This is a genomic window from Bacillus mycoides (genome assembly GCF_018742245.1).
Classification (GTDB): domain Bacteria; phylum Bacillota; class Bacilli; order Bacillales; family Bacillaceae_G; genus Bacillus_A; species Bacillus_A cereus_U.
This window is the reverse complement of sequence record NZ_CP036132.1, coordinates 4,712,014-4,733,295: the sequence shown is the minus strand read 5'-3', so window position 1 is coordinate 4,733,295 and position 21,282 is coordinate 4,712,014. Positions and strand designations below refer to the sequence as shown.

The following is a 21,282-nucleotide window of genomic DNA, read 5'->3' as shown; positions in this document are numbered from 1 at the left end:
TATTATGTCAACAATTATTGATGTTTATGCTCGCGAAGTCCTTGACTCTCGTGGTAACCCAACTGTAGAAGTAGAAGTTTACACAGAAAGCGGCGCATTCGGACGCGCTATCGTACCAAGTGGTGCATCTACTGGTGAGCACGAAGCAGTAGAATTACGTGACGGTGACAAATCTCGTTACCTTGGTAAAGGTGTTATGAACGCAGTAAACAACGTTAACGAAGCAATCGCTCCAGAAATCGTTGGTTTCGACGTAACTGACCAAGCTGGTATCGACCGTGCTATGATCGAATTAGATGGCACTCCAAACAAAGGTAAACTAGGCGCTAACGCTATCCTTGGTGTATCTATGGCAGTAGCTCACGCAGCAGCTGACTTCGTAGGTCTTCCATTATACCGTTACCTTGGTGGATTCAATGCAAAACAATTACCAACTCCAATGATGAACATCATCAACGGTGGTTCTCACGCTGATAACAACGTTGACTTCCAAGAGTTCATGATCTTACCAGTTGGTGCTCCAACATTCAAAGAATCAATCCGTATGGGTGCTGAAGTATTCCATGCACTTAAAGCTGTATTACATGACAAAGGTCTTAACACTGCAGTAGGTGACGAAGGTGGATTCGCTCCAAACCTTGGTTCTAACCGTGAAGCATTAGAAGTAATCATCGAAGCTATCGAAAAAGCTGGTTACAAAGCTGGCGAGAACGTATTCTTAGGAATGGACGTTGCTTCTTCTGAGTTCTACAACAAAGAAACTGGTAAATATGACCTTGCAGGCGAAGGCCGTACTGGCTTAACTTCTGCAGAAATGGTTGATTTCTACGAAGAGCTTTGCAAAGACTTCCCAATCATCTCTATTGAAGATGGTCTAGACGAAAACGACTGGGATGGTCACAAATTATTAACTGAGCGTATCGGTGATAAAGTACAATTAGTTGGTGACGATTTATTCGTAACTAACACTCAAAAACTTGCTGAAGGTATCGAAAAAGGTATCTCTAACTCAATCTTAATTAAAGTTAACCAAATCGGTACTTTAACTGAGACTTTCGAAGCAATCGAAATGGCTAAACGTGCTGGTTACACAGCAGTTGTATCTCACCGTTCTGGTGAAACTGAAGATGCTACAATCGCTGACATCGCAGTTGCAACTAACGCTGGCCAAATCAAAACTGGTTCTATGAGCCGTACTGACCGTATTGCTAAGTACAACCAATTATTACGTATCGAAGACGAGCTAGGCGAAATCGCTGTTTACGCTGGTTTACAATCTTTCTACAACATCAAACGATAATTGTAGAAAATAACGACAGACCGTGAGAAATCACGGTCTGTTTTTTTTTTTGCTAAAACTGTTCGTCCGTCATAAGTGACATGAAGTATTTAAAGAAGAGATTATAATCAAAATCGATAGCAATTTGCTGCGAGGGCCGATTGGTGAATGGGCTTGATCCTACTAAAGAGCGGAAATCACCGATGCTTGCTCCTTGAGCGTAAGATTTGGTCATGACGGTAATTGGTGATTTGTAGTAGGTAAACATAGAATTATCAAGTAAAGCTAATATCGGTATCGTGTCATGAAAAGGGCAGCCTTTTAATTGGGGTAAAATTTTTTCGTAATATCCATAGTAGTAATGATTGAATAGAGGTTTGACGAGAGAAGGCAGAATAAAAATGGAGTGAAGGATTTTATTTTATTAAAATAATAACCACCAAAATTCAGAATATATAAACTTTATATATTAGGTCAAGGTTTTTGACGTAAAATACATTCGGAAACGCAGTCGTATCAAGGGTGTAAGCGTATAATATAGTGGGTTTTCGTTGTCGATTTGATAAATTGCAGGTTTTTACAATTTATACTATGATAAGGATATTAACAGAAGATCGTATAAACATGAGGGATGATGAACATGAAACTTACAAAGATTCTTGTCCAAATTTCTGCTCTTTATGTATTTTATATGGTTGGAAATTGGGTGCAAGAAATGTTGAATATTCCGATTCCAGGAAGTTTGATTGGGATGTTCCTCCTGCTTGTTTTTCTTAGCCTAAAAGTACTTCCAGTGAAATGGTTTGATTTAGGAGCAGAAACACTCGTTGCTATTATGCCGTTTTTATTAATTCCGCCAACGCTTGGCTTAATGAATTACGGTGCTTTTTTTATGAGTAAAGGAATTTCTCTTTTCATTACAGTTGTAGCGAGTACGTTTTTAATTATTATTGTCGCAGGACATACAGGACAATATCTTGCGAATAGAAAGGAAAAAGAGACACAATGAGCCAAATATTAATCGGAATCGGTTGGGTTCTTTTTACGGTGCTATTATATCAATTATCTAAAAAAATCTACAAATTATTTCCAACACCATTTACCATTCCAATGCTTGTTGCAACAGCATTAATGGCTTTCTTATTTATAATGCTTGATATACCATATCAAAATTATATGGAAAGTGGTGGTGGCTGGATTGCGAAGCTACTCGGACCAGGTGTTGTAGCATTTGCAATCCCGCTTTATAAACAACGTCATGTTCTGCAAAAATATGTTGTACCAATTGCTGGTGGGGTATTAGTAGGTACAACAGTTGCTATTGCAAGTGATTTGGCTATCGCCACACTTATGGGAACAGATAAAAGCTTAATTTTATCTTCTTTACCAAAATCAGTGACAATGCCAGTTGCGATGAGTGTGTCTGAACAAGTTGGTGGTGTCCCGTCCTTAACAGCTGCCTTCGTCGTTATCGCAGGTATTACTGGAACGATTTCAGGACCAATTTTATTAAAATGGAGCCGTGTTACAAACTCAGTTGGTAGAGGGATTGGCTTTGGATGTGCGTCTCATATTATGGGTGTTATGAGAGCGATGAAAAATAATGAGCATGAAGGTGTTATTGGATCGGTAACAATGACATTAACAGCAATTTTGACATGTTTGCTTGGACCGTTATTCGCAATGATGTTCATGTAATAGAAGAAAAGCGAGAGTGATTCTATAGCTCTCGCTTTTCTATAGGATTTATGCTACATTTAAAATAACTGAATCTTTGTAGGAGGTACGCCAAGTGCATACGTTATTATCAGTTTTACTTATTATTGTATCGATTTTAATGATTGTTATGGTACTTATGCAGTCTAGTAATAGCTCAGGCCTTTCAGGTGCAATTTCAGGCGGTGCAGAGCAATTATTTGGTAAGCAAAAAGCACGTGGAATCGAAGCGGTATTAAACCGTGTTACAGTTGTTTTAGCTGTGTTGTTCTTTGTACTAACAATTGCTGTTACGTACTTAAACTTATAAAAGTAAAAGAAGAAGCGTTAGCGGATTATGCTAATGGTTCTTCTTTTTTTGATTTGTTATTCAAAAAAAGTTTCTAATTAGATTATAGAATTATAAATATGGTACACTAAGAATAGAAAGAATACGACTAGATTACAGAAGAGAAAGAGGAGAAGTACATGATGAAATTAGCATCTCCGAAACCATTTACATTTGAAGGTGGAGACCGCGCTGTTTTATTATTACATGGATTCACAGGGAACTCAGCTGACGTACGCATGCTAGGGCGTTTCTTAGAGAAGAAAGGCTATACTTGTCATGCGCCAATTTATAAAGGACACGGCGTACCACCACAAGAGCTTGTTCATACAGGCCCTGAAGACTGGTGGAAAGATGTAATGAATGCCTACCAGCATTTAAAAGATCAAGGTTACGAGAAAATAGCTGCGGTTGGATTATCATTAGGCGGAGTATTCTCATTAAAACTTGCTTATACATTACCGATTTTAGGTGTTGTACCAATGTGTGCACCGATGTACATTAAAAGTGAAGAAATTATGTACCAAGGTATATTGGCATATGCCCGCGAATATAAAAAGCGTGAGCAAAAATCACCAGAACGAATTGAGCAGGAAATGTTTGAATTTAAACAGACACCAATGAATACATTAAAAGCATTACAGGAGTTGATTCGTGACGTACGCAATAATGTTGATATGATTTATGCTCCAACATTCGTTGTACAAGCACGTCATGATGAGATGATTAATACAGATAGTGCTAACATTATTTATAACGGTGTAGAATCTACGTTAAAAGACATTAAATGGTATGAAGACTCTACGCATGTCATTACACTTGATAAAGAACGTGATGTGCTACATGAGGATGTATATAACTTCTTGGAGCAACTAGATTGGTAAGATCTAGTTGCCTCTTTTTTTCATAAGGGAATTTATTATCCCAATTGGTGTGGGCTAATAATCAGTGGGGAGGGACAAAACCTTACTGATTAAAGTTACACTTTATGAAAGCTGTAAAAAATCATTGGGAGATGATTAAAGTTTCACTTTATACATCCCCCATCTTTCGGATACACTAAATAATATAAGGGTTTAAAGGAGGTATTTCTGCTTGGAAGAAATCATGCAAGAACATATTGATAAGTTGTTATTATTTATGAGGGAAGAAGCGTATAAACCGTTAACGATACAAGAATTAGAATCGGCATTTGGAATCGAAGGCTCTGAGGGCTTTAAAGATTTTGTAAAGGCACTTGTAATGATGGAAGAGAAGGGGCTTGTTATCCGCACACGTAGTAACCGCTACGGTCTTCCAGAAAAAATGAATTTAGTACGCGGTAAATTAATTGGGCATGCACGTGGTTTTGCGTTCGTTGTTCCAGAAGAGAAGAAAACAGGAGATGATGATCTTTTCATCCCGCCTACAGAATTAAATGGTGCACTTCATGGTGATACAGTATTAGCACGTGTTAGCGCGCAATCAAGTGGATCACGCCAAGAAGGCGCGATTGTTCGTATTTTAGAGCGTGGAACGAAGGAACTAGTTGGTACATATACAGAGTCAAAGAACTTTGGGTTTGTTATACCTGATAATAAACGCTGGACAAGTGACATTTTTATCTTGAAAAGTGCATCTATGGGCGCTGTAGAAGGTCATAAAGTAGTTGTGAAAATTACGGGCTACCCAGAGAACCGTTTAAGCGCAGAAGGTGAAGTTATTCAAATTCTAGGTCATAAAAATGACCCAGGAGTAGATATTTTATCTGTCATTCATAAACATCATTTACCTTTAGCGTTCCCTGAAGAAGTTATGGAGCATGCAAACAGTGTACCAGAAACGATTTCAGAAGAAGATATAAAAGATCGCCGTGATTTACGTGACCAAATGATTGTTACAATTGATGGCGCGGATGCGAAAGACTTAGATGACGCTGTTACAGTAACGAAGCTTGAGAACGGTAACCATAAGCTTGGCGTTCATATTGCGGATGTAAGTCATTACGTTCAAGAAGGTTCTCCAATTGATGTTGAAGCAGCGGAGAGAGCAACGAGTGTATATCTTGTAGACCGTGTAATTCCGATGATTCCGCATCGTTTATCTAACGGTATTTGTTCATTAAATCCGAAAGTAGACCGTCTGACACTATCTTGTGAAATGGAAATCAACAATCTAGGTGATGTTGTAAAACACGAGATTTTCCAAAGTGTAATTAAAACGACAGAGCGTATGACGTATGCTGACGTAAGAAGCATTTTAGAAGATGAAGACGAAGCACTAATTGAACGTTACGAGCCGCTAGTGCCAATGTTTAAAGAAATGGGGCAGTTAGCACAAATTTTACGTGAAAAACGTATGCGCCGTGGTGCGATTGACTTTGACTTTAAAGAAGCGAAAGTACTAGTAGATGAAGAAGGAAAACCTACTGATGTTGTCATGCGTGATCGTTCTGTATCAGAGAAGTTAATTGAAGAGTTTATGCTTGTTGCGAACGAAACAGTAGCGGAGCATTTCCACTGGATGAACGTACCGTTTATGTACCGTGTCCATGAAGATCCGAAAGAAGATAAGCTTGAGCGTTTCTTCGAGTTTGTAACAAACTTCGGATATGCAGTAAAAGGACGTGCGAATGAAATACATCCTCGTGCGTTGCAACAAATTCTTGAAATGGTTCAAGGTCAGCCGGAAGAAATAGTCATTTCAACAGTTATGCTTCGTTCTATGAAGCAAGCACGTTACGATTCGGAGAGCTTAGGACATTTCGGTTTATCAACTGAGTTCTACACGCATTTTACATCGCCAATTCGTCGTTATCCAGATACGATTGTTCATAGATTAATTCGTGAATATATCATTAACGGTAAAGTCGACAACGAAACGCAAGCGAAATGGCGTGAAAACTTACCTGAGATTGCAGAGCACTCTTCTAATATGGAACGCCGTGCTGTTGAAGCTGAGCGTGAAACAGACGAACTGAAAAAAGCAGAATATATGCTTGATAAGATCGGTGAAGAGTATGACGGTATGATTAGCTCTGTAACAAACTTCGGTTTATTCGTAGAGCTTCCAAATACAATTGAAGGTCTTGTACACGTTAGCTATTTAACAGATGATTACTACCGTTATGACGAAAAACATTTTGCGATGATTGGGGAACGTACAGGTAACGTATTCCGCATCGGTGACGAAATTACAATTCGTGTTATTAACGTAAATAAAGACGAGCGCGCAATCGACTTTGAAATCGTTGGCATGAAAGGCACACCTCGTCGTAAGTTCAAAGATCGTCCAGTTGTGATTGAACAGCCAAGAACAGGCAGAAAGAAACGCGGTGGACGTAGCGAGCGCAGTAATGAGCGCGGTGGCGAACGCGGCACAGGAAGAAAGTTTGATCGTGGTGGCCAAGGAAAAGCATCAGCATCCACATCCGCTAGTCAGCCAGGGAAAAAAGATAGTAATAGTAATAGTAATAGTAATAGTAATGGCAAGAAGAAAAAAGGATTCTTTGAAAATGTACCAGGATTCAAGAAGAAAAAGAAAAAGCGCAAGTAAGAAAAGAGTGGCTTCACCTCGCATTATGAGCGAGCCACTTTCGCTTTTTGTTGAATCCAGCTACAGTGGCTAGAATGTTCGGTGGCTTCGCTTCTTCCCAGGAGGCAAAGAACGCCTCAAGGTCAGAAGCTCCATCCACCTCACATTCTGAGCGAGCCACTTTCGCTTTTTGTTGGAATCTAGCTACAGTGGCTAGAATGTTCGGTGGCTTCGCTTCTTCCCAGGAGGCAAAGAACGCCTCAAGGTCAGAAGCTCCATCCACCTCACATTCTGAGCGAGCCACTTTCGCTTTTTGTTGAATCTAGCTACAGTGGCTAGAATGTTCGGTGGCTTCGCTTCTTCCCGGAGAGGCAAAGAGCGCCTCAAGGTCAGAAGCTCCATCCACCTCACATTCTGAGCGAGCCACTTTCGCTTTTTGTTTACATTTGTTACAATGGTAAAAATAGAGGAGGGACGTTATATGCCAAAAGGTACAGGTAAGGTTATTGCACAAAATAAAAAGGCATTTCATGATTATTTCATCGAAGAAACATACGAAGTAGGGCTTGTCCTTCAAGGAACGGAAATTAAGTCGATTCGCGCTGGACGCGTGAACTTGAAAGATGCGTTTGCACGTATACATAACGGTGAAGTATGGGTTCATAATATGCATATTAATACATATGAACAAGGGAATCGTTTCAATCACGATCCGCTACGTACAAGGAAGTTACTTCTTCATAAAAAAGAAATTGATAAGCTAGCAGGTTACGCAAAAGAAACAGGATATGCATTAGTTCCAGTTAGAATCTATTTGAAAAATGGATTTGCGAAAATGGCACTTGGTTTAGCAAAAGGTAAGAAGCAATATGATAAGCGTCACGATTTAAAAGAGAAAGAAGCTAAACGTGAAATTGCACGCGTGTTCCGTGATCGTCAAAAGATGTAATACAGATATTTACATTTGTAAAACGGCGCGCGTATGATATAATAACTTATGTAAGATTGTTGCACATTGAAAAACAGCTCTTAGTAGCTATCACGATATTTCTTCGTATGCTCCATTTTTATCATGGGGACGTTACGGATTCGACAGGGATAGTTCGAGCTTAGGTTGCGAGTCGAGGGGATCGGCCTCGTTAAAACGTCAAAGCCTATAATTGGCAAACAAAACAATCTTTCTTTAGCTGCTTAATTGCACTAAAGGTTCCTCCCTCCATCGTCCATGTGGTAGGGTAAGGGACTCAAACTAAGTGGACTACGCCGGAGTTCGCCGTCTGAGGGCGAAGGAAGAGAACAATCAGACTAGCAACTTGGAAGCCTGTCGATAGGCCGAAGAGTTCGCGAAATGCTAATATATCGACTACACTCGTAGAAGCTTAAGTGCCGATATTTTTGGACGTGGGTTCGACTCCCACCGTCTCCACCAATACATATTTGGTGGTTTTTTATTTTGTATGATATGAACCATAACTTTGCCAGATTGGCGGGGTTATGGTTCTTTTTGTTTTGTGATTTTATAAAATGCTTAAGTTGATGGGGCGGTACCCCTGAAACAGAAAATGAAGAAATAGTTATTGATGATAAGCAGGTAGGTACTATAGCTGCTCCTTAATGATTAAATAATATTTATTTAAATCTTCATATATTTTGTGTTTTCATCCATATCTATTGTAAGATTATATAGAGTTCTCCTAATAAGCTGTTATAACGGATTTTTTAGGAATTTAAAATTTATAAATCTTAAATTATTTTTTTTGGGATAATTTTTTATCTAACTAAGTTATATTGAAGTAGAGGTGAACCATCGGTGAAGCAGGTGTTAGTAATTAAGAATGAACGGTCTTTTGCAAAGAAAATCGTAAGCGGTCTAACGCAAGAAGGCTATTTCATTTTAAAACTTCACAATGAAAACCAAGGTTTAAATATAATATATGAACAAGATTGGGATATTATCATATTGGATTGGGATTCATTAAGTATATCGGGACCAGAAATTTGCAGACAAATACGACTTGTTAAAACGACACCGATCATTATTGTGACCGACAATATTTCTAGTAAGGATTGCATAGCAGGGTTACAAGCAGGAGCGGATGATTATATAAGAAAACCATTTGTGAAAGAAGAATTAGTAGCAAGGGTTCAAGCTATTTTAAGGAGAAGTGACTGTATCCAGCAAAATGAGACAAACTTTTTTCAGTTTAAAGATCTCTTTGTTGATGCATCTAGCAATATTGTGAAAAAAGGTGGTAAAAATCTCTCGCTTACTAAGCGCGAGTATGATTTACTTGTATTTTTAATCAAGAATAAAAATACAATATTGAGCCGTGAAATGCTTTTGAATCAGGTTTGGGGATTTAACGTAGTAGTAAATCCAAATGTAGTAGACTTATATATTGGGTATGTAAGAAAAAAGTTAAAGTGCGAGAAGAAAGACAGGTATATTCAAACGATACATGGCAGGGGCTATTCAATGATTGAATGATAAAAATAAGATAATAGGTCAAGTACAGTTTGTCATAATAAACAATATCCAGCATAATAGAAAAACGAGTAAACTATTTCATTCAGTTTTACTCGTTTTTTCTATGAAATCTGATAATCAAATAGTTTCTGAGAAATATTAAAAGACGGAAACTATAAAAGAATATTTCTATCAGGCAATGGATTATGAAAATATTAGCTATTAATGGGCGTGTTTTGTAGGAGAAATCATGGTTTATAAGGTGCCCATCTATTGGTTAGTGTGGAGGGGACGAATCTAGCGTGAATTAGTTGAGGCCGTATCCAATTTATGTTTAATCTTATTAACTCACATCATTCACAAGATTTTCACATAATTAATGACTATACTAATTAACAGGATGTTCAAATGAAAATGATTATCAATAGCGATTTGGGTGAATAAAAGTTACTATCTAATTCAATCTATGGACTTTATCATTTTCGAAATAAATCACATTATAAGGAGTATATTTATGAAAAAATCTATGCTTTTAAAATTAGTGAGTATTCTAGCAGTTTTCACTTTAATGTTAGTAGCTTGCTCAGATTCAAGTAAGGAAACTTCAAAGGCTAATAAAGGTAATAGTAGTGATAAGCCGAAGACGGTTGAAATCACTGATGCCCATGGAACTGTTAAAGTCCCTGTAAATCCAAAGAATGTAGTTGCTTTAGATAATAGAACTTTTGAAACTTTAGCTGATTGGGGAATTAAATTAGCGGCAGCTCCAAAGGATGTAATGCCTGCTGATTCAGCATATGTAAAGGATAGTAAAGTTCAAAATATTGGAAATCACCGCGAACCAAATCTTGAAATTATAGCAGCTGCAAACCCTGAACTTGTAATCGTTGGTCAAAGATTTGCTGGCCATTACGAAGAAATCAAAAAATTAGTGCCAAATGCAGCTGTTATTGATCTTAATGTTGATGTTTCTGAGAAATCTACTACGCCTGGGAAAAATTTAGTAGATGGACTTAAAAGTTCTACAATTACTTTAGGAAAAATCTTTGATAAAGATAAAGAAGCTAAACAATTAGTAGCTGATTTTGATAAATCTATTGAAACTGCAAAATCTGCTTATAATGGAAAAGATAAAGTTATGAGTGTTATTGTTACTGGTGGGAATATTGGTTTTGCTGCTCCTCACTCTGGTCGTGTTTGGGGACCAATGTATGAAATTTTCGGTTGGGTTCCAGCACTAGAAGTTTCAAATTCTACTGCAGGTCATAAAGGTGATGACGTTTCTGTTGAAGCTATTGCACAAACAAATCCTGATTGGCTTTTCGTATTAGATCGTGATGCTGCAACATCTGATGCAGCTACTTCAGCTCCTGCTAAAGATGTTATTTCTAAATCACCTGCTCTTCAAAACACAACTGCTGTTTCTAAAAAACAGGTTGTTTATGCACCAGAAGATACTTACACAAATGAATCAATTCAGACTTACATAGAGTTATTTGGTAATATTGCAAAAACTTTAGCTAAGTAGTGTAAAGGAGTACGAAACAGTGTCAAAAAATATAATTTCTAGGGTTGAGAATACTTCTCAACCCCAGTTTTATAATCACAATAAATTATGGACAAAACCTTTTATAATAGCGATTATAGTTGTTATAATTTTAGGGATTATATCACTGTTTACTGGAGTTTATGATATACGCGGACAAGAGGACGGAATGGAGATGTTTTTCATAACTCGTGTTCCGAGAACAGTTGCATTAATGCTTACTGGTGCTGCAATGGCGATGGCAGGACTCGTAATGCAACTCATTACACAGAATCGTTTTGTTGAACCTACTACAACGGGGACTATTGAATGGTCAGGCTTAGGCCTGCTTTTTGTATATTTATTATTTCCTGCCCCGACTTTAGTTCAAAGAATGACTGGTGCAATCATTTTTTCTTTTATAGGAACTATGATTTTCTTTTTATTTTTAAGAAGAGTTAAACTTCGTTCGTCTTTAATTGTCCCGATTATTGGATTGATGCTTGGAGCAGTTATTTCTGCAGTGTCTACTTTTTTGGGACTCCTTTTTCAAATGACGCAAAGTATTGAAACTTGGTTTGTAGGTTCATTTGCTAACGTTCAGGTTGGAAGATATGAATATTTATGGCTGATTGTTATCATTACTTTGCTTATTTTTATGTATGCTAATAGATTGACTTTAGCTGGACTAGGAGAAGATGTCGCAACAAGCCTTGGAGTTAATTACAATAGAATTGTTCTTTTTGGGACTGGCCTTATCTCTGTTGCAGTTGGGATTGTTGCAGCTGTTATTGGACACTTACCTTTCTTGGGATTAATTGTTCCAAATATTGTTTCAATGTTTAGAGGTGATGATCTTAGGAGTAATTTACCTTGGGTGTGCGTGATCGGAATGGGGACAATAACTGCCTGTGACATCATTTCTCGAACAATTATAAAGCCTTTTGAAGTACCTGTTTCTTTAATACTTGCAACAGTGGGAGCAGTCGTGTTTATTACTATTTTATTGAGGCAAAGAAAACCAAGGAGGCTACGATGATCACATTAGAATATAAAAATAAAGAAAATGTCGAAATCGATTCTAGCCTTCATAATGAAAATAGATCAGCTAGTGCTTTTCGTTCTAAGAAGGAAGCAAGACGTTATTGGATTTTACTGATAACATTGATTGCTTTAGGTCTTCTTTCTTCATATGGACTTTTAGTTTATAACAATCCAGTTCCGATAGATTCACCTTCTTTTATCCCAGTTGTTAAGAGAAGGATAGTAGCTATTGTTGCAATGATTATTGCTGCAGTTTGCCATAGCTTGTCGACAGTTGCTTTCCAATCTATTACGAATAATAAGATTATTACTCCTTCGCTTTTAGGTTTCGAATCACTTTATTCAGCAATTCAAACGAGTACAATATTCTTCTTTGGTGCTAGTGCATTGATAAATTTTAATGGAATTGGATCATTTTTATTTCAAGTCGTTGTTATGGTCTTTATGAGTTTGATACTTTATGGATGGTTACTTTCCGGTAAATACGGGAATTTACAACTTATGCTTTTAGTTGGAATTATTATTGGTACCGGGCTAAATTCTGCGTCAACTTTCATGAGGAAACTACTTGCGCCTTCAGAATTTGATATTTTACAAGCGAGATTATTTGGTTCTGTTAATCATGCAGATCCTGCATATTTTCCTATTGTAATTCCTATGATCATAATTGTAGCAGTATTAATTTTTGCACATTCTAAGAATTTGAATGTTTTGTCACTAGGAAAGGATGTTGCTACTTCTTTTGGAGTTAAATATCAACCTAGTGTAATTTATACGCTTGTATTAGTTGCTATTTTGATGTCCATTTCAACAGCTCTAATTGGGCCACTTACTTTCTACGGCTTTTTAGTAGCAACTTTGAGTTATCAGGCGGCGTCAACGTATGATCATAGATATATTTTTCCAATGGCTTTTGCAATAGGATTTTTAATAATGACGAGTGCATACTTTTTAATGTATCATGTATTCCATGCTCAAGGTGTAGTTTCAGTTATTATCGAATTATTTGGTGGAATAACATTCTTAACTATAGTTTTAAGGAAGAGGGCTTTATGATAAAAATTGATAATGTTAAAAAGTTCTATACTGATAAGGTAAAAATAGGACCTTTGGATATTGAAATACCAAAAGCGGGCTTTACTTCTTTAATTGGACCAAATGGAGCTGGAAAGTCAACGACACTTTTGATGATTGGCAGACTTTTAGATATGGATGAAGGCCAAATTCAGGTAGCAAATATGGATGTTTCTGAATCCAAATCAAAAGACCTAGCAAAAGTTTTGACTATATTGCGACAAGAGAATCATTTTGTAACTAGGCTTACTGTTAGACAATTAGTTGGATTTGGGCGCTTTCCTTATTCAAAGGGAAGATTAACTAAAGAGGATGAAGCTATTATTTCTAAATATATCGATTTTCTAGATTTAACTAATTTAGAGAATAGATATTTAGATGAGCTTTCTGGTGGTCAAAGACAAAGGGCATATGTAGCGATGGTATTGTGCCAAGAGACTGAATATGTACTTTTGGACGAGCCTCTGAACAACCTTGATGTTGCTCGTTCTGTTCAAATGATGGAGCATTTGAGACGTGCAGCTAATGAATTTGGAAGAACAATTTTGACTGTTATGCATGACATAAATTTTGCAGCCAAATATTCGGATAAAATTTGTGCTATGAAGGATGGACAAATTGCTGCTTTTGGAACAGTAGAAGAGGTTATGGACCCAACAATTTTAACAGATATTTTTGAAACGAAAATTGAAATTATCAATGGTCCTTATGGGCCAATCGCTGTTTATTAGTTACAAAATGTGAAAAATGAGTATGTCAAAAAAATACTGTAGCTTGTGTAAATCATGCCAGCTACTCTAGTTGAAGTTGCTGTCTGTATTTTATAGGCAGCAGCTTTTTTTAATGCGGTTGCCCATGATAACTCTTAATATTTCTGGCTGCTCGTAACAGTCCTGCATGTATTTCATTACTTCCGGTCCTGCGATGCTTCCAACAATAAACTTGTAAATTACTCATGAAATGCAAAGGAACGCTTCGTATTTTCAAGTATTTACCAAACGAAAAAATTATCTCTGTATAACTTTTTATAAGAATTCAGCTTGTTTTTTTTGTATGTAATATTGCATATAAGAGTGTATTGATAAAAGTGTAAGGGGTCACTATAATGAGGGCATAAAGATAAATCACATTTTCGTAGCAATAAAAAAGGAGGAAAAAATATGGAAATCGCAATGGCAGTTTTGAAATTTGTAGGTGGCGTAATCCCGTTAATTCAAGAACTTTTGAAAGCATTTATGTAGGTTTATTAGTTAGCTATCATTTATCAATCATTATCATATCTTACTAAAAAAAGAATGGAGTGATTTTTCTGAATATTAAGAAAAACACTAAAAGAAGAAAGTTCCTTGCGTGTTTATTAGTTAGTCTATGCACTATTAATTATTCATCTATTTCCTTCGCAGAAACACAAGCAGGTAATACAACTGATGTAACCAAAAATGCTAGTGGCATTGATACTGGTATAGCAAATCTTAAATATAATAATCAAGAGGTTTTAGCTGTAAATGGTGATAAGGTAGAGAGTTTTGTTCCGAAAGAAAGTATCAATTCAAATGGTAAATTTGTAGTAGTGGAACGCGAGAAAAAATCACTTACAACTTCACCAGTCGATATTTCGATTATTGATTCTGTGGTGAATCGTACGTATCCAGGAGCGGTACAACTTGCAAATAAAGCTTTTGCAGACAATCAACCGAGTTTATTAGTGGCTAAGAGAAAGCCTTTGAATATTAGTATAGACTTACCTGGCATGAGAAAAGAAAATACAATTACTGTCCAAAATCCGACATATGGTAATGTGGCTGGAGCAGTAGATGATTTAGTATCTACTTGGAATGAAAAGTATTCTAAAACACATACGTTACCTGCAAGAATGCAGTATACAGAATCTATGGTTTATAGTAAATCACAAATCGCAAGTGCCCTTAACGTTAACGCTAAATATCTTGATAACAGTCTAAACATTGATTTTAATGCGATTGCAAATGGAGAGAAAAAAGTGATGGTAGCGGCATATAAGCAAATATTTTATACCGTAAGTGCTGAACTACCTAACAATCCATCAGATCTTTTTGATAATAGTGTTACTTTTGGTGAGTTAACTCGTAAAGGTGTAAGTAATTCGGCCCCACCTGTTATGGTCTCAAATGTAGCTTATGGTAGAACTGTTTATGTAAAATTAGAAACAACATCTAAGAGCAAAGATGTACAAGCTGCTTTTAAAGCCTTACTTAAGAATAACAGCGTCGAAACGAATGGACAGTACAAAGATATTTTTGAAGAAAGTACCTTTACTGCTGTAGTATTAGGCGGAGATGCGAAAGAGCATAACAAGGTTGTTACTAAAGATTTCAATGAAATCCGAAATATCATTAAAGATAATGCTGAATTAAGTCTTAAAAATCCAGCATACCCAATTTCATATACAAGTACTTTTTTAAAAGATAATGCAACTGCTGCTGTTCATAACAATACAGATTATATCGAGACGACAACTACAGAATATTCAAGTGCTAAAATGACACTGGATCATTACGGTGCTTACGTTGCGCAATTTGATGTATCTTGGGATGAATTCACATTTGATCAAAATGGTAAAGAAGTACTAACACATAAAACATGGGATGGTAGCGGCAAAGACAAAACGGCTCATTACTCTACAGTTATCCCTCTTCCACCAAATTCAAAAAATATAAAAATCGTAGCAAGAGAATGTACTGGTCTTGCATGGGAATGGTGGAGAACAATTATTAATGAACAAAATGTTCCATTAACAAATGAAATAAAAGTTTCAATTGGAGGAACAACATTATACCCAACTGCTAGTATTAGTCATTAGGTATAAAAAGGCGCCCTGTAAGCAGGGCGCTTTTTTACTTAGTCACAAATTTTACTCTTTCCAAAACTGTTCCAATAGAATGACAAGCATGGTACCCACAAGTAATCCATTACTTAAAACATATTGTAAGGAAGAAGGAATTCCGCTAAATGTACTTTCTGGAAGAAACATTATTCCCAAACTGATTAATAATGAAATTCCTAATATAGTTAATCGGCGTTGATTTAATTCTTCACGTAAAATGGATTGAAATGAAATGCCTATTACTTGGACAAATGTTGCTAAAAGTGCGGCATTAGCAATAGGACCTGGTAGCAATGATATAAAGTTTACAATTGAAGGAATAAAAGAAATTCCTGCTAATATAAGACTTGCTATAAGGAACGACTTCATTTTTCTTTGTCCTGTTAGTTGAATAAATCCTGCTGATGCAGGTAATGGTACAATTCCAATTGTAGAGAACAACGACGAGATAATATGTGATATACCTCCGGCCCACACACCACGGTTCAATGTTTGCTTTTCATTTTCTTTAGATAACGGAGCCACTTGTTTTACAGCTGAAACAGCAGTAATCGTATTTGCAACTAAAAGAAATGTAAATAAAGTTGCAGTTAGAGTCATTCCAATATCGAATCTAGGCATACCCCAAGCGAATATCTCTGGTAACTTAACTAACGGTGTGTGTGAAGGCATATGAGATGATTTTCCTAATACAGCATACAAAAGCCAACCAAATGAAATGCCAAGTAACACAGCGTAACTTTTCATCCATCCTTTCCCTTTAATTGATAAGAAAGTAATAAGGGCAAAAACAAAGAGCGCAATAGTAGCCGTTGTATAATCAGGATGAGTTACAGCTCCTTGTAATCCCATCATTCCTTTTAGTAACACACCACTAAGCTGAAGAGATAATATTAAAAGAAAAGTTCCTGTAACTAAAGGGGTAAATAAATGTAAGATTCGATGCACAAGCCCTGTTATACCAAGGACGAAGAGTAATATACCTGCAATAATTAATCCGCCTTCTAAAAGTTGTAATACATCCTTTGCACTTTGTCCCTGATGCATAGCGACTTGTCCCAATATGACAAATATACTTACCCATGAACCGGCTGGCCCATCCGCTATGGGATAGCGATGCCCAAACCATGCTTGTATAAATGAACTTACTCCTACAACTAAAAAAGTTCGTTGCATTAATGTTGAAATATCTTCTATTGATAAATGGAATATGCCACCAATAATGATAGGCAATGCAATTGCATTTGCTAATAGAAACACAAACCACTGTAGAATACTAAAGCTCGTATTAAAGTGTTTTTTATTCATATTAGTCTCCTTTGCCGAAAAAGAATCTCATAGTAAAAATCCACCCTTTCTATATAGTTAGATTAAAAAGGATGGATTTTGTAAATCTATAAAATCATTTTAGTTATATAGATAGATTTTTAATTAATTACCATGTACGGAACGGTAAGAATTTCCCGTTAAGTGTAATAACGATACGAGGATCGCCACCTTTTGGATCTTCTTGTGTATCCACACCTAGATTGAAGTTAATTGCACTCATTACACCTTCGCCAGCTTTTTCTAAGATTAATTCTCTAAGAGTTGGTGCGTATTGTAACATCATTTCATATAATCGATATAAGATTGGGTCAGTAGGAGGCATTTGCATTACTTGACCTCGAAGTGGAACTACTGTTAATGCCTGAACTACTTCTTCATCTAATTCTAATAGTTTACCAATTTTTTCTGCTTCCGGACGTGTCATTGTAGCTTGTCCTAATAATGCTGTTACAACCCAAGTCTCAGAGTTTTCACTTACTTTTGAAATTTCTTCCCATGTTAAACCTTTTGCGATTTTTGCTTCCATAATTTTTTGCGTAGCTTCTTGTCTATTCATATCTAATAACTTCCCTTCATTTAAGTAATAATTAATGTTCCATACCATTTAATTTTTTATATCCATCAACTACTAAATCTAATTTGCCTGTGTGAGGATCAATAACTAGACCATGTACAGGAACATCTTTTGGAATAAGTGGATGATTTCTTACTAAATCAACATTAGCTTGAGTTGAGTCACAGACATCATCGAATCCAAATAACCATTTTTCAAGGTCAACACCAGCATATTCAATTGCTGATAAAATTTCTGGTGAAGCTACTCCGCGATCTAATATTTTTTGAAGTGTTCCTTTTGGATTAGTTTGGCTTGCACCACATCTATGGTGTCCGATAAGAAATATTTCATCTGCATTTAGATCATATACTGATGCTACAACACTTTGCATAACACTATCGAAAGGAGAAGCAATTTTACCACCTGCATTTCTGATAACTTTTGCATCACCATCGTGTATATCTAAAGCTTTTGGAAGTAGCTCAATTAAACGAGCATCCATGCAAGAAACAACAACCATACGTTTTTTAGGCATTTTTGTCGCTTCACAAGGAGCGTATTCCTTATTTTCTACAAATTGTTCATTGAACGATAGGATTTCTTGTAATAACATATTTGTAACCTCCTTTAAATCTAGATGTATTTTTTTGTTGCGTCCTCTATGTTATAAGTGAATATAACTGATAAATAATGTGATGTAAGAGGATAAACTAAGTATAGTGAATTGTATCGATAAGCAGAATAAGCTGGCGAAACACTTTCTGGCTTTCTACTTTCACGGTGAAAGGATTGGTTTATATCATTGATCAAACAGATTTTGAGATACTAAAATTATTAGGAGAAAACTCAAGAATACAATGGAAAGAACTTGGTCAGAAAATACATATGACGGGGCAGGCTGTAGGAAATCGAATTCGAAGGTTAGAGGATTTAGGGATTATTGAGCAATACACAATCGCAATAAACCGAATCAAATTAGGACAAGTAGTGACTGCATTTGTTACTTTGTTCGTAACAACAGCTAATCATCAAGAGTTTATGAATTTCTTTCAAGGAGAAGAAGGAATTTCTGAAGTACACCGTATAAGTGGTGAGGGGTGTTATTTATTAAAAACACATTTCGCTTCTAATGAAGAATTGGATAACTTTCTAGGACGACTATTAAAGTACGGGAATTATCGTGTTAACCTATCGATAGGAAAGTTAAAATAAGATTTCTTTTTTTGAGGTTATAGTAACATTATTTGCTAATCTCTATTTGTATAGAGATAATAAAGTCGTTTGATTTTTATCCCGCATTAACGGGCGAGTTAAAACGATTGGTCACTGGTATTACGCAAAAAATGCTTACTGAGCAATTGAAAGAGCTTGAAAAAGATGGGCTTGTGTCTAGAAAAGTATACAATCAAGTACCACCGAAAGTTGAGTATTCTCTTACGAAACAGGGACAATCATTAAAAGAAGTTTTAAAAGTACTTTGCGATTGGGGAAGCGACTATATTAAGCAAAGATATCCTAATGGTGAAGTGCTAGTGAAAGAGGACGATCATATTTGATTTAACACTCCTATAATTGTAAGTTTGTTATAATGAACAAGTACTTATACGAAGGGGAGTTTAAAGAGAAAATGAAATCATTTAACATCGATCATTTTATTGCGAGTGTTTTACAATGGATATTAAATATAGCTCTAATTATATTATCCATTGTTTTATCTATCTTTTTAATTAATGAGACAATCACGTTTATTCAATACATATTTTCAGCGAAGAAATACACACCGTATAAGTTAGTTGAAAGCATCATTGTCTACTTCTTATACTTCGAGTTTATCGCATTAATTATTAAGTATTTTAAATCAAATTATCATTTCCCGTTACGTTATTTTATTTATATCGGGATTACGGCTTTAATTCGATTAATTATCGTGTCTCACGATGAACCGGTTGAGACGTTGTTATATGCAGGGTCTATTCTCGTTTTAGTTATTGCTTTATACATATCCAATATGAGGGATTTGAAGAAAGAGTAGTAGTGCAGGCATAAGTTTGCACTATTTTTTACACCTTGACCTTCAAGTTACTTGAAAGTTTACAATGTAAGTAGGACGTTTGAAATCGAAAAAAATTGAGAAATTAAGTGAAGAGGTTTCTTTTACTTTGGAGGTTATGGAAATGAGTCAGGAATTAAAATTACGTCCTTTAGAACGGGAAGATTTAAAGTTTGTACACGAACTTAATAATAACGCGCATATTATGTCGTATTGGTTTGAAGAGCCATATGAGGCATTTGTGGAGCTGCAGGATTTATACGATAAACATATACATGATCAAAGTGAGCGCCGATTTATCGTTGAGAAAGATAATGAGATGGTTGGATTGGTCGAATTAGTAGAAATCGATTATATTCACCGTAGAACTGAATTCCAAATTATTATTGACCCGAGTTACCAAGGTTACGGTTATGCAGCTGATGCAACGCGTTTAGCAATGGATTACGCTTTTTCCGTATTAAATATGCATAAAATATATTTAGTTGTCGATAAAGAGAATGAAAAAGCTGTACACGTTTATAAAAAGGTCGGATTTATAGTAGAAGGTGAGCTTCAAGATGAGTTCTTCGTTGATGGCAACTATCATAATGCGATAAGAATGTGTATGTTCCAAAAAGAATATTTTAGAGTGAAGAGGCTATAGATAATGATTGTCTATAGTCTTTTTTTTTGTTGTTGTTGTTCAAAACAACAACTATTTATTGCAAAACGATAAATAGTTGTTGACTTATAATGTGGTCGGGCTTATTATGAGGGTAGCAAAAGGAATGCGGAAAAATTAATTATGAAATTAAAGGAGAATATATTATGAAAAATAACTTTTTATTAGCTATCGTACTAATATCGTTAGGAGTTACCTGTTTATTAATACACGGTACAACTAGTAAAGTGGCGGATAATGGGCTTCTAGTAGAACCTTTCTTTTTCCTAGTACCGGTAAGCTACCTATTGTTCTTTAGTGGTATTGGTATGTTGCTAGTTGGATTTATCACTTCAAAGCTGAAAAAACAGCGATAGATAAATGCTGTTAGTTCAGGAGGGGATTTTTGTGAAACAAAACGAATTGTCATTATGGTTAAAGTTAATTATCATTCTTTGCGGATGTTTTGGTTTATTGTTCTGCATATATATTGGGCCAGAAACGGGAAGAGCGGTATTGTTATCTTCAGAAAGTTTGAAGGGACTATATAAGCCATTCGTACTGTTCATTTGGATCACAGGAATTCCATTTTTCAGCGCTTTATTTTTAGGGTGGAAAATATGTTCAGAGATTGCTTCAGACAAATCCTTTACTGTGAAAAATGCGAATCGATTAAAGAGGATTAGTATTTTATCGATGACTGAAGGGGTTTTATATATCGGAGCATTACTATATATTTTTGTAGCTGGAAGGTATCATACGAGCGTTTTAGTTATTCTGTTACTTATTTTATTCTTCTCGGTCGTTATATCTATTTTTACTTCCTTACTTTCTCATTTAATTAGAAAAGCAAGTGAAATAAAAGATGATAATGACTTAACGATTTGAGGTGCTC

General features: G+C 35.9%; 22 protein-coding genes, 1 other RNA gene and 1 pseudogene. 20 read left to right on the top strand and 4 right to left on the bottom strand.

What is annotated here, in order from left to right:
* Positions 1-4 precede the first annotated feature (4 nt).
* Positions 5-1,300, top strand: a complete 1,296-nt coding sequence (eno, locus tag EXW56_RS24445; protein ID WP_002112796.1) for a phosphopyruvate hydratase — start codon at positions 5-7, stop codon at positions 1,298-1,300.
* Between the two features lie 52 nt (positions 1,301-1,352).
* On the opposite strand, the pseudogene EXW56_RS24440 reads toward eno, so the two are convergent.
* Positions 1,353-1,664, bottom strand: a pseudogene (locus EXW56_RS24440) (nucleoside hydrolase); the annotation flags it as partial.
* Positions 1,665-1,910: 246 nt separating this feature from the next.
* Between EXW56_RS24440 and EXW56_RS24435 the strand changes: the two are divergent.
* The 13 genes from EXW56_RS24435 to alo all read left to right on the top strand — a co-directional run bounded on the left by EXW56_RS24435 (position 1,911) and on the right by alo (position 15,785).
* Complete coding sequence (locus tag EXW56_RS24435) at positions 1,911-2,288, top strand: CidA/LrgA family holin-like protein (RefSeq protein WP_171902574.1); 378 nt, start codon at positions 1,911-1,913, stop codon at positions 2,286-2,288.
* Positions 2,285-2,977 (top strand): LrgB family protein, encoded by a 693-nt coding sequence (locus tag EXW56_RS24430; RefSeq protein WP_002112794.1) that lies wholly within the window; start codon positions 2,285-2,287, stop codon positions 2,975-2,977. The genes EXW56_RS24435 and EXW56_RS24430 overlap by 4 nt, the downstream gene beginning before the upstream one ends.
* Before the next feature lie 94 nt (positions 2,978-3,071).
* Positions 3,072-3,305 carry a preprotein translocase subunit SecG gene (secG, locus tag EXW56_RS24425; RefSeq protein ID WP_002112793.1) on the top strand — a complete coding sequence of 78 codons (234 nt, stop codon included), beginning with the start codon at positions 3,072-3,074 and terminating at the stop codon, positions 3,303-3,305.
* Between the two features lie 161 nt (positions 3,306-3,466).
* The gene (locus EXW56_RS24420; RefSeq protein ID WP_165497462.1) at positions 3,467-4,207 is read left to right on the top strand and encodes an alpha/beta hydrolase; all 741 of its coding nucleotides are present in this window, start codon (positions 3,467-3,469) and stop codon (positions 4,205-4,207) included.
* A gap of 223 nt (positions 4,208-4,430) precedes the next feature.
* Positions 4,431-6,857, top strand: a complete 2,427-nt coding sequence (gene rnr / locus EXW56_RS24415) for a ribonuclease R (RefSeq protein WP_435868471.1) — start codon at positions 4,431-4,433, stop codon at positions 6,855-6,857.
* A gap of 460 nt (positions 6,858-7,317) precedes the next feature.
* Complete coding sequence (gene smpB / locus EXW56_RS24410; protein ID WP_002034685.1) at positions 7,318-7,785, top strand: SsrA-binding protein; 468 nt, start codon at positions 7,318-7,320, stop codon at positions 7,783-7,785.
* Between the two features lie 125 nt (positions 7,786-7,910).
* Positions 7,911-8,265, top strand: a transfer-messenger RNA (tmRNA) gene (gene ssrA / locus EXW56_RS24405).
* A gap of 381 nt (positions 8,266-8,646) precedes the next feature.
* Positions 8,647-9,324 carry a response regulator transcription factor gene (locus EXW56_RS24400; protein WP_002159919.1) on the top strand — a complete coding sequence of 226 codons (678 nt, stop codon included), beginning with the start codon at positions 8,647-8,649 and terminating at the stop codon, positions 9,322-9,324.
* Between the two features lie 493 nt (positions 9,325-9,817).
* Positions 9,818-10,831, top strand: coding sequence for a siderophore ABC transporter substrate-binding protein (locus EXW56_RS24395; protein WP_215597037.1), 1,014 nt, complete (start codon positions 9,818-9,820; stop codon positions 10,829-10,831).
* A 19-nt stretch (positions 10,832-10,850) separates the two neighbouring features.
* Positions 10,851-11,867, top strand: a complete 1,017-nt coding sequence (locus EXW56_RS24390; RefSeq protein WP_002129872.1) for an ABC transporter permease — start codon at positions 10,851-10,853, stop codon at positions 11,865-11,867.
* A complete protein-coding gene (locus EXW56_RS24385) occupies positions 11,864-12,928 on the top strand; it encodes an iron chelate uptake ABC transporter family permease subunit (protein ID WP_215597036.1) in 1,065 nt (354 codons plus the stop codon). Before EXW56_RS24390 ends, EXW56_RS24385 begins: the two co-directional genes overlap by 4 nt.
* Positions 12,925-13,677, top strand: coding sequence for an iron ABC transporter ATP-binding protein (locus EXW56_RS24380; protein WP_000590058.1), 753 nt, complete (start codon positions 12,925-12,927; stop codon positions 13,675-13,677). Before EXW56_RS24385 ends, EXW56_RS24380 begins: the two co-directional genes overlap by 4 nt.
* 569 nt (positions 13,678-14,246) lie before the next feature.
* Positions 14,247-15,785, top strand: coding sequence for an anthrolysin O/cereolysin O family cholesterol-dependent cytolysin Alo (gene alo, locus EXW56_RS24375; RefSeq protein ID WP_002198889.1), 1,539 nt, complete (start codon positions 14,247-14,249; stop codon positions 15,783-15,785).
* Positions 15,786-15,836: 51 nt separating this feature from the next.
* Here alo and EXW56_RS24370 read toward each other — a convergent pair whose 3' ends face one another.
* The 3 genes from EXW56_RS24370 to EXW56_RS24360 form a co-directional block, all read right to left on the bottom strand.
* Positions 15,837-17,117: a purine/pyrimidine permease gene (locus EXW56_RS24370; RefSeq protein ID WP_215597035.1), complete on the bottom strand. Its 1,281-nt coding sequence runs from the start codon at positions 17,115-17,117 to the stop codon at positions 15,837-15,839.
* 127 nt (positions 17,118-17,244) lie between these two features.
* A complete protein-coding gene (cynS, locus tag EXW56_RS24365) occupies positions 17,245-17,694 on the bottom strand; it encodes a cyanase (protein ID WP_001081567.1) in 450 nt (149 codons plus the stop codon).
* Positions 17,695-17,725: 31 nt separating this feature from the next.
* Entirely contained in the window at positions 17,726-18,307 is a 582-nt protein-coding gene (locus tag EXW56_RS24360; RefSeq protein WP_002198892.1) for a beta-class carbonic anhydrase, read from the bottom strand.
* A gap of 167 nt (positions 18,308-18,474) precedes the next feature.
* Between EXW56_RS24360 and EXW56_RS24355 the strand changes: the two genes are divergently transcribed.
* The 6 genes from EXW56_RS24355 to EXW56_RS24330 all read left to right on the top strand — a co-directional run bounded on the left by EXW56_RS24355 (position 18,475) and on the right by EXW56_RS24330 (position 21,275).
* Positions 18,475-18,906 carry an Lrp/AsnC family transcriptional regulator gene (locus EXW56_RS24355; RefSeq protein WP_002096214.1) on the top strand — a complete coding sequence of 144 codons (432 nt, stop codon included), beginning with the start codon at positions 18,475-18,477 and terminating at the stop codon, positions 18,904-18,906.
* 32 nt (positions 18,907-18,938) lie between these two features.
* Positions 18,939-19,250 (top strand): winged helix-turn-helix transcriptional regulator, encoded by a 312-nt coding sequence (locus tag EXW56_RS24350; protein WP_215597034.1) that lies wholly within the window; start codon positions 18,939-18,941, stop codon positions 19,248-19,250.
* A gap of 71 nt (positions 19,251-19,321) precedes the next feature.
* Positions 19,322-19,726, top strand: coding sequence for a phosphate-starvation-inducible protein PsiE (gene psiE, locus EXW56_RS24345; protein ID WP_002198895.1), 405 nt, complete (start codon positions 19,322-19,324; stop codon positions 19,724-19,726).
* Between the two features lie 142 nt (positions 19,727-19,868).
* Positions 19,869-20,390, top strand: coding sequence for a spermidine N1-acetyltransferase (gene speG, locus EXW56_RS24340; protein ID WP_002112781.1), 522 nt, complete (start codon positions 19,869-19,871; stop codon positions 20,388-20,390).
* A 164-nt stretch (positions 20,391-20,554) separates the two neighbouring features.
* The gene (locus EXW56_RS24335) at positions 20,555-20,764 is read left to right on the top strand and encodes a DUF3955 domain-containing protein (RefSeq protein ID WP_002198896.1); all 210 of its coding nucleotides are present in this window, start codon (positions 20,555-20,557) and stop codon (positions 20,762-20,764) included.
* A gap of 31 nt (positions 20,765-20,795) precedes the next feature.
* Positions 20,796-21,275, top strand: a complete 480-nt coding sequence (locus tag EXW56_RS24330) for a DUF2975 domain-containing protein (RefSeq protein ID WP_215597033.1) — start codon at positions 20,796-20,798, stop codon at positions 21,273-21,275.
* The last annotated feature ends 7 nt before the right edge of the window (positions 21,276-21,282 follow it).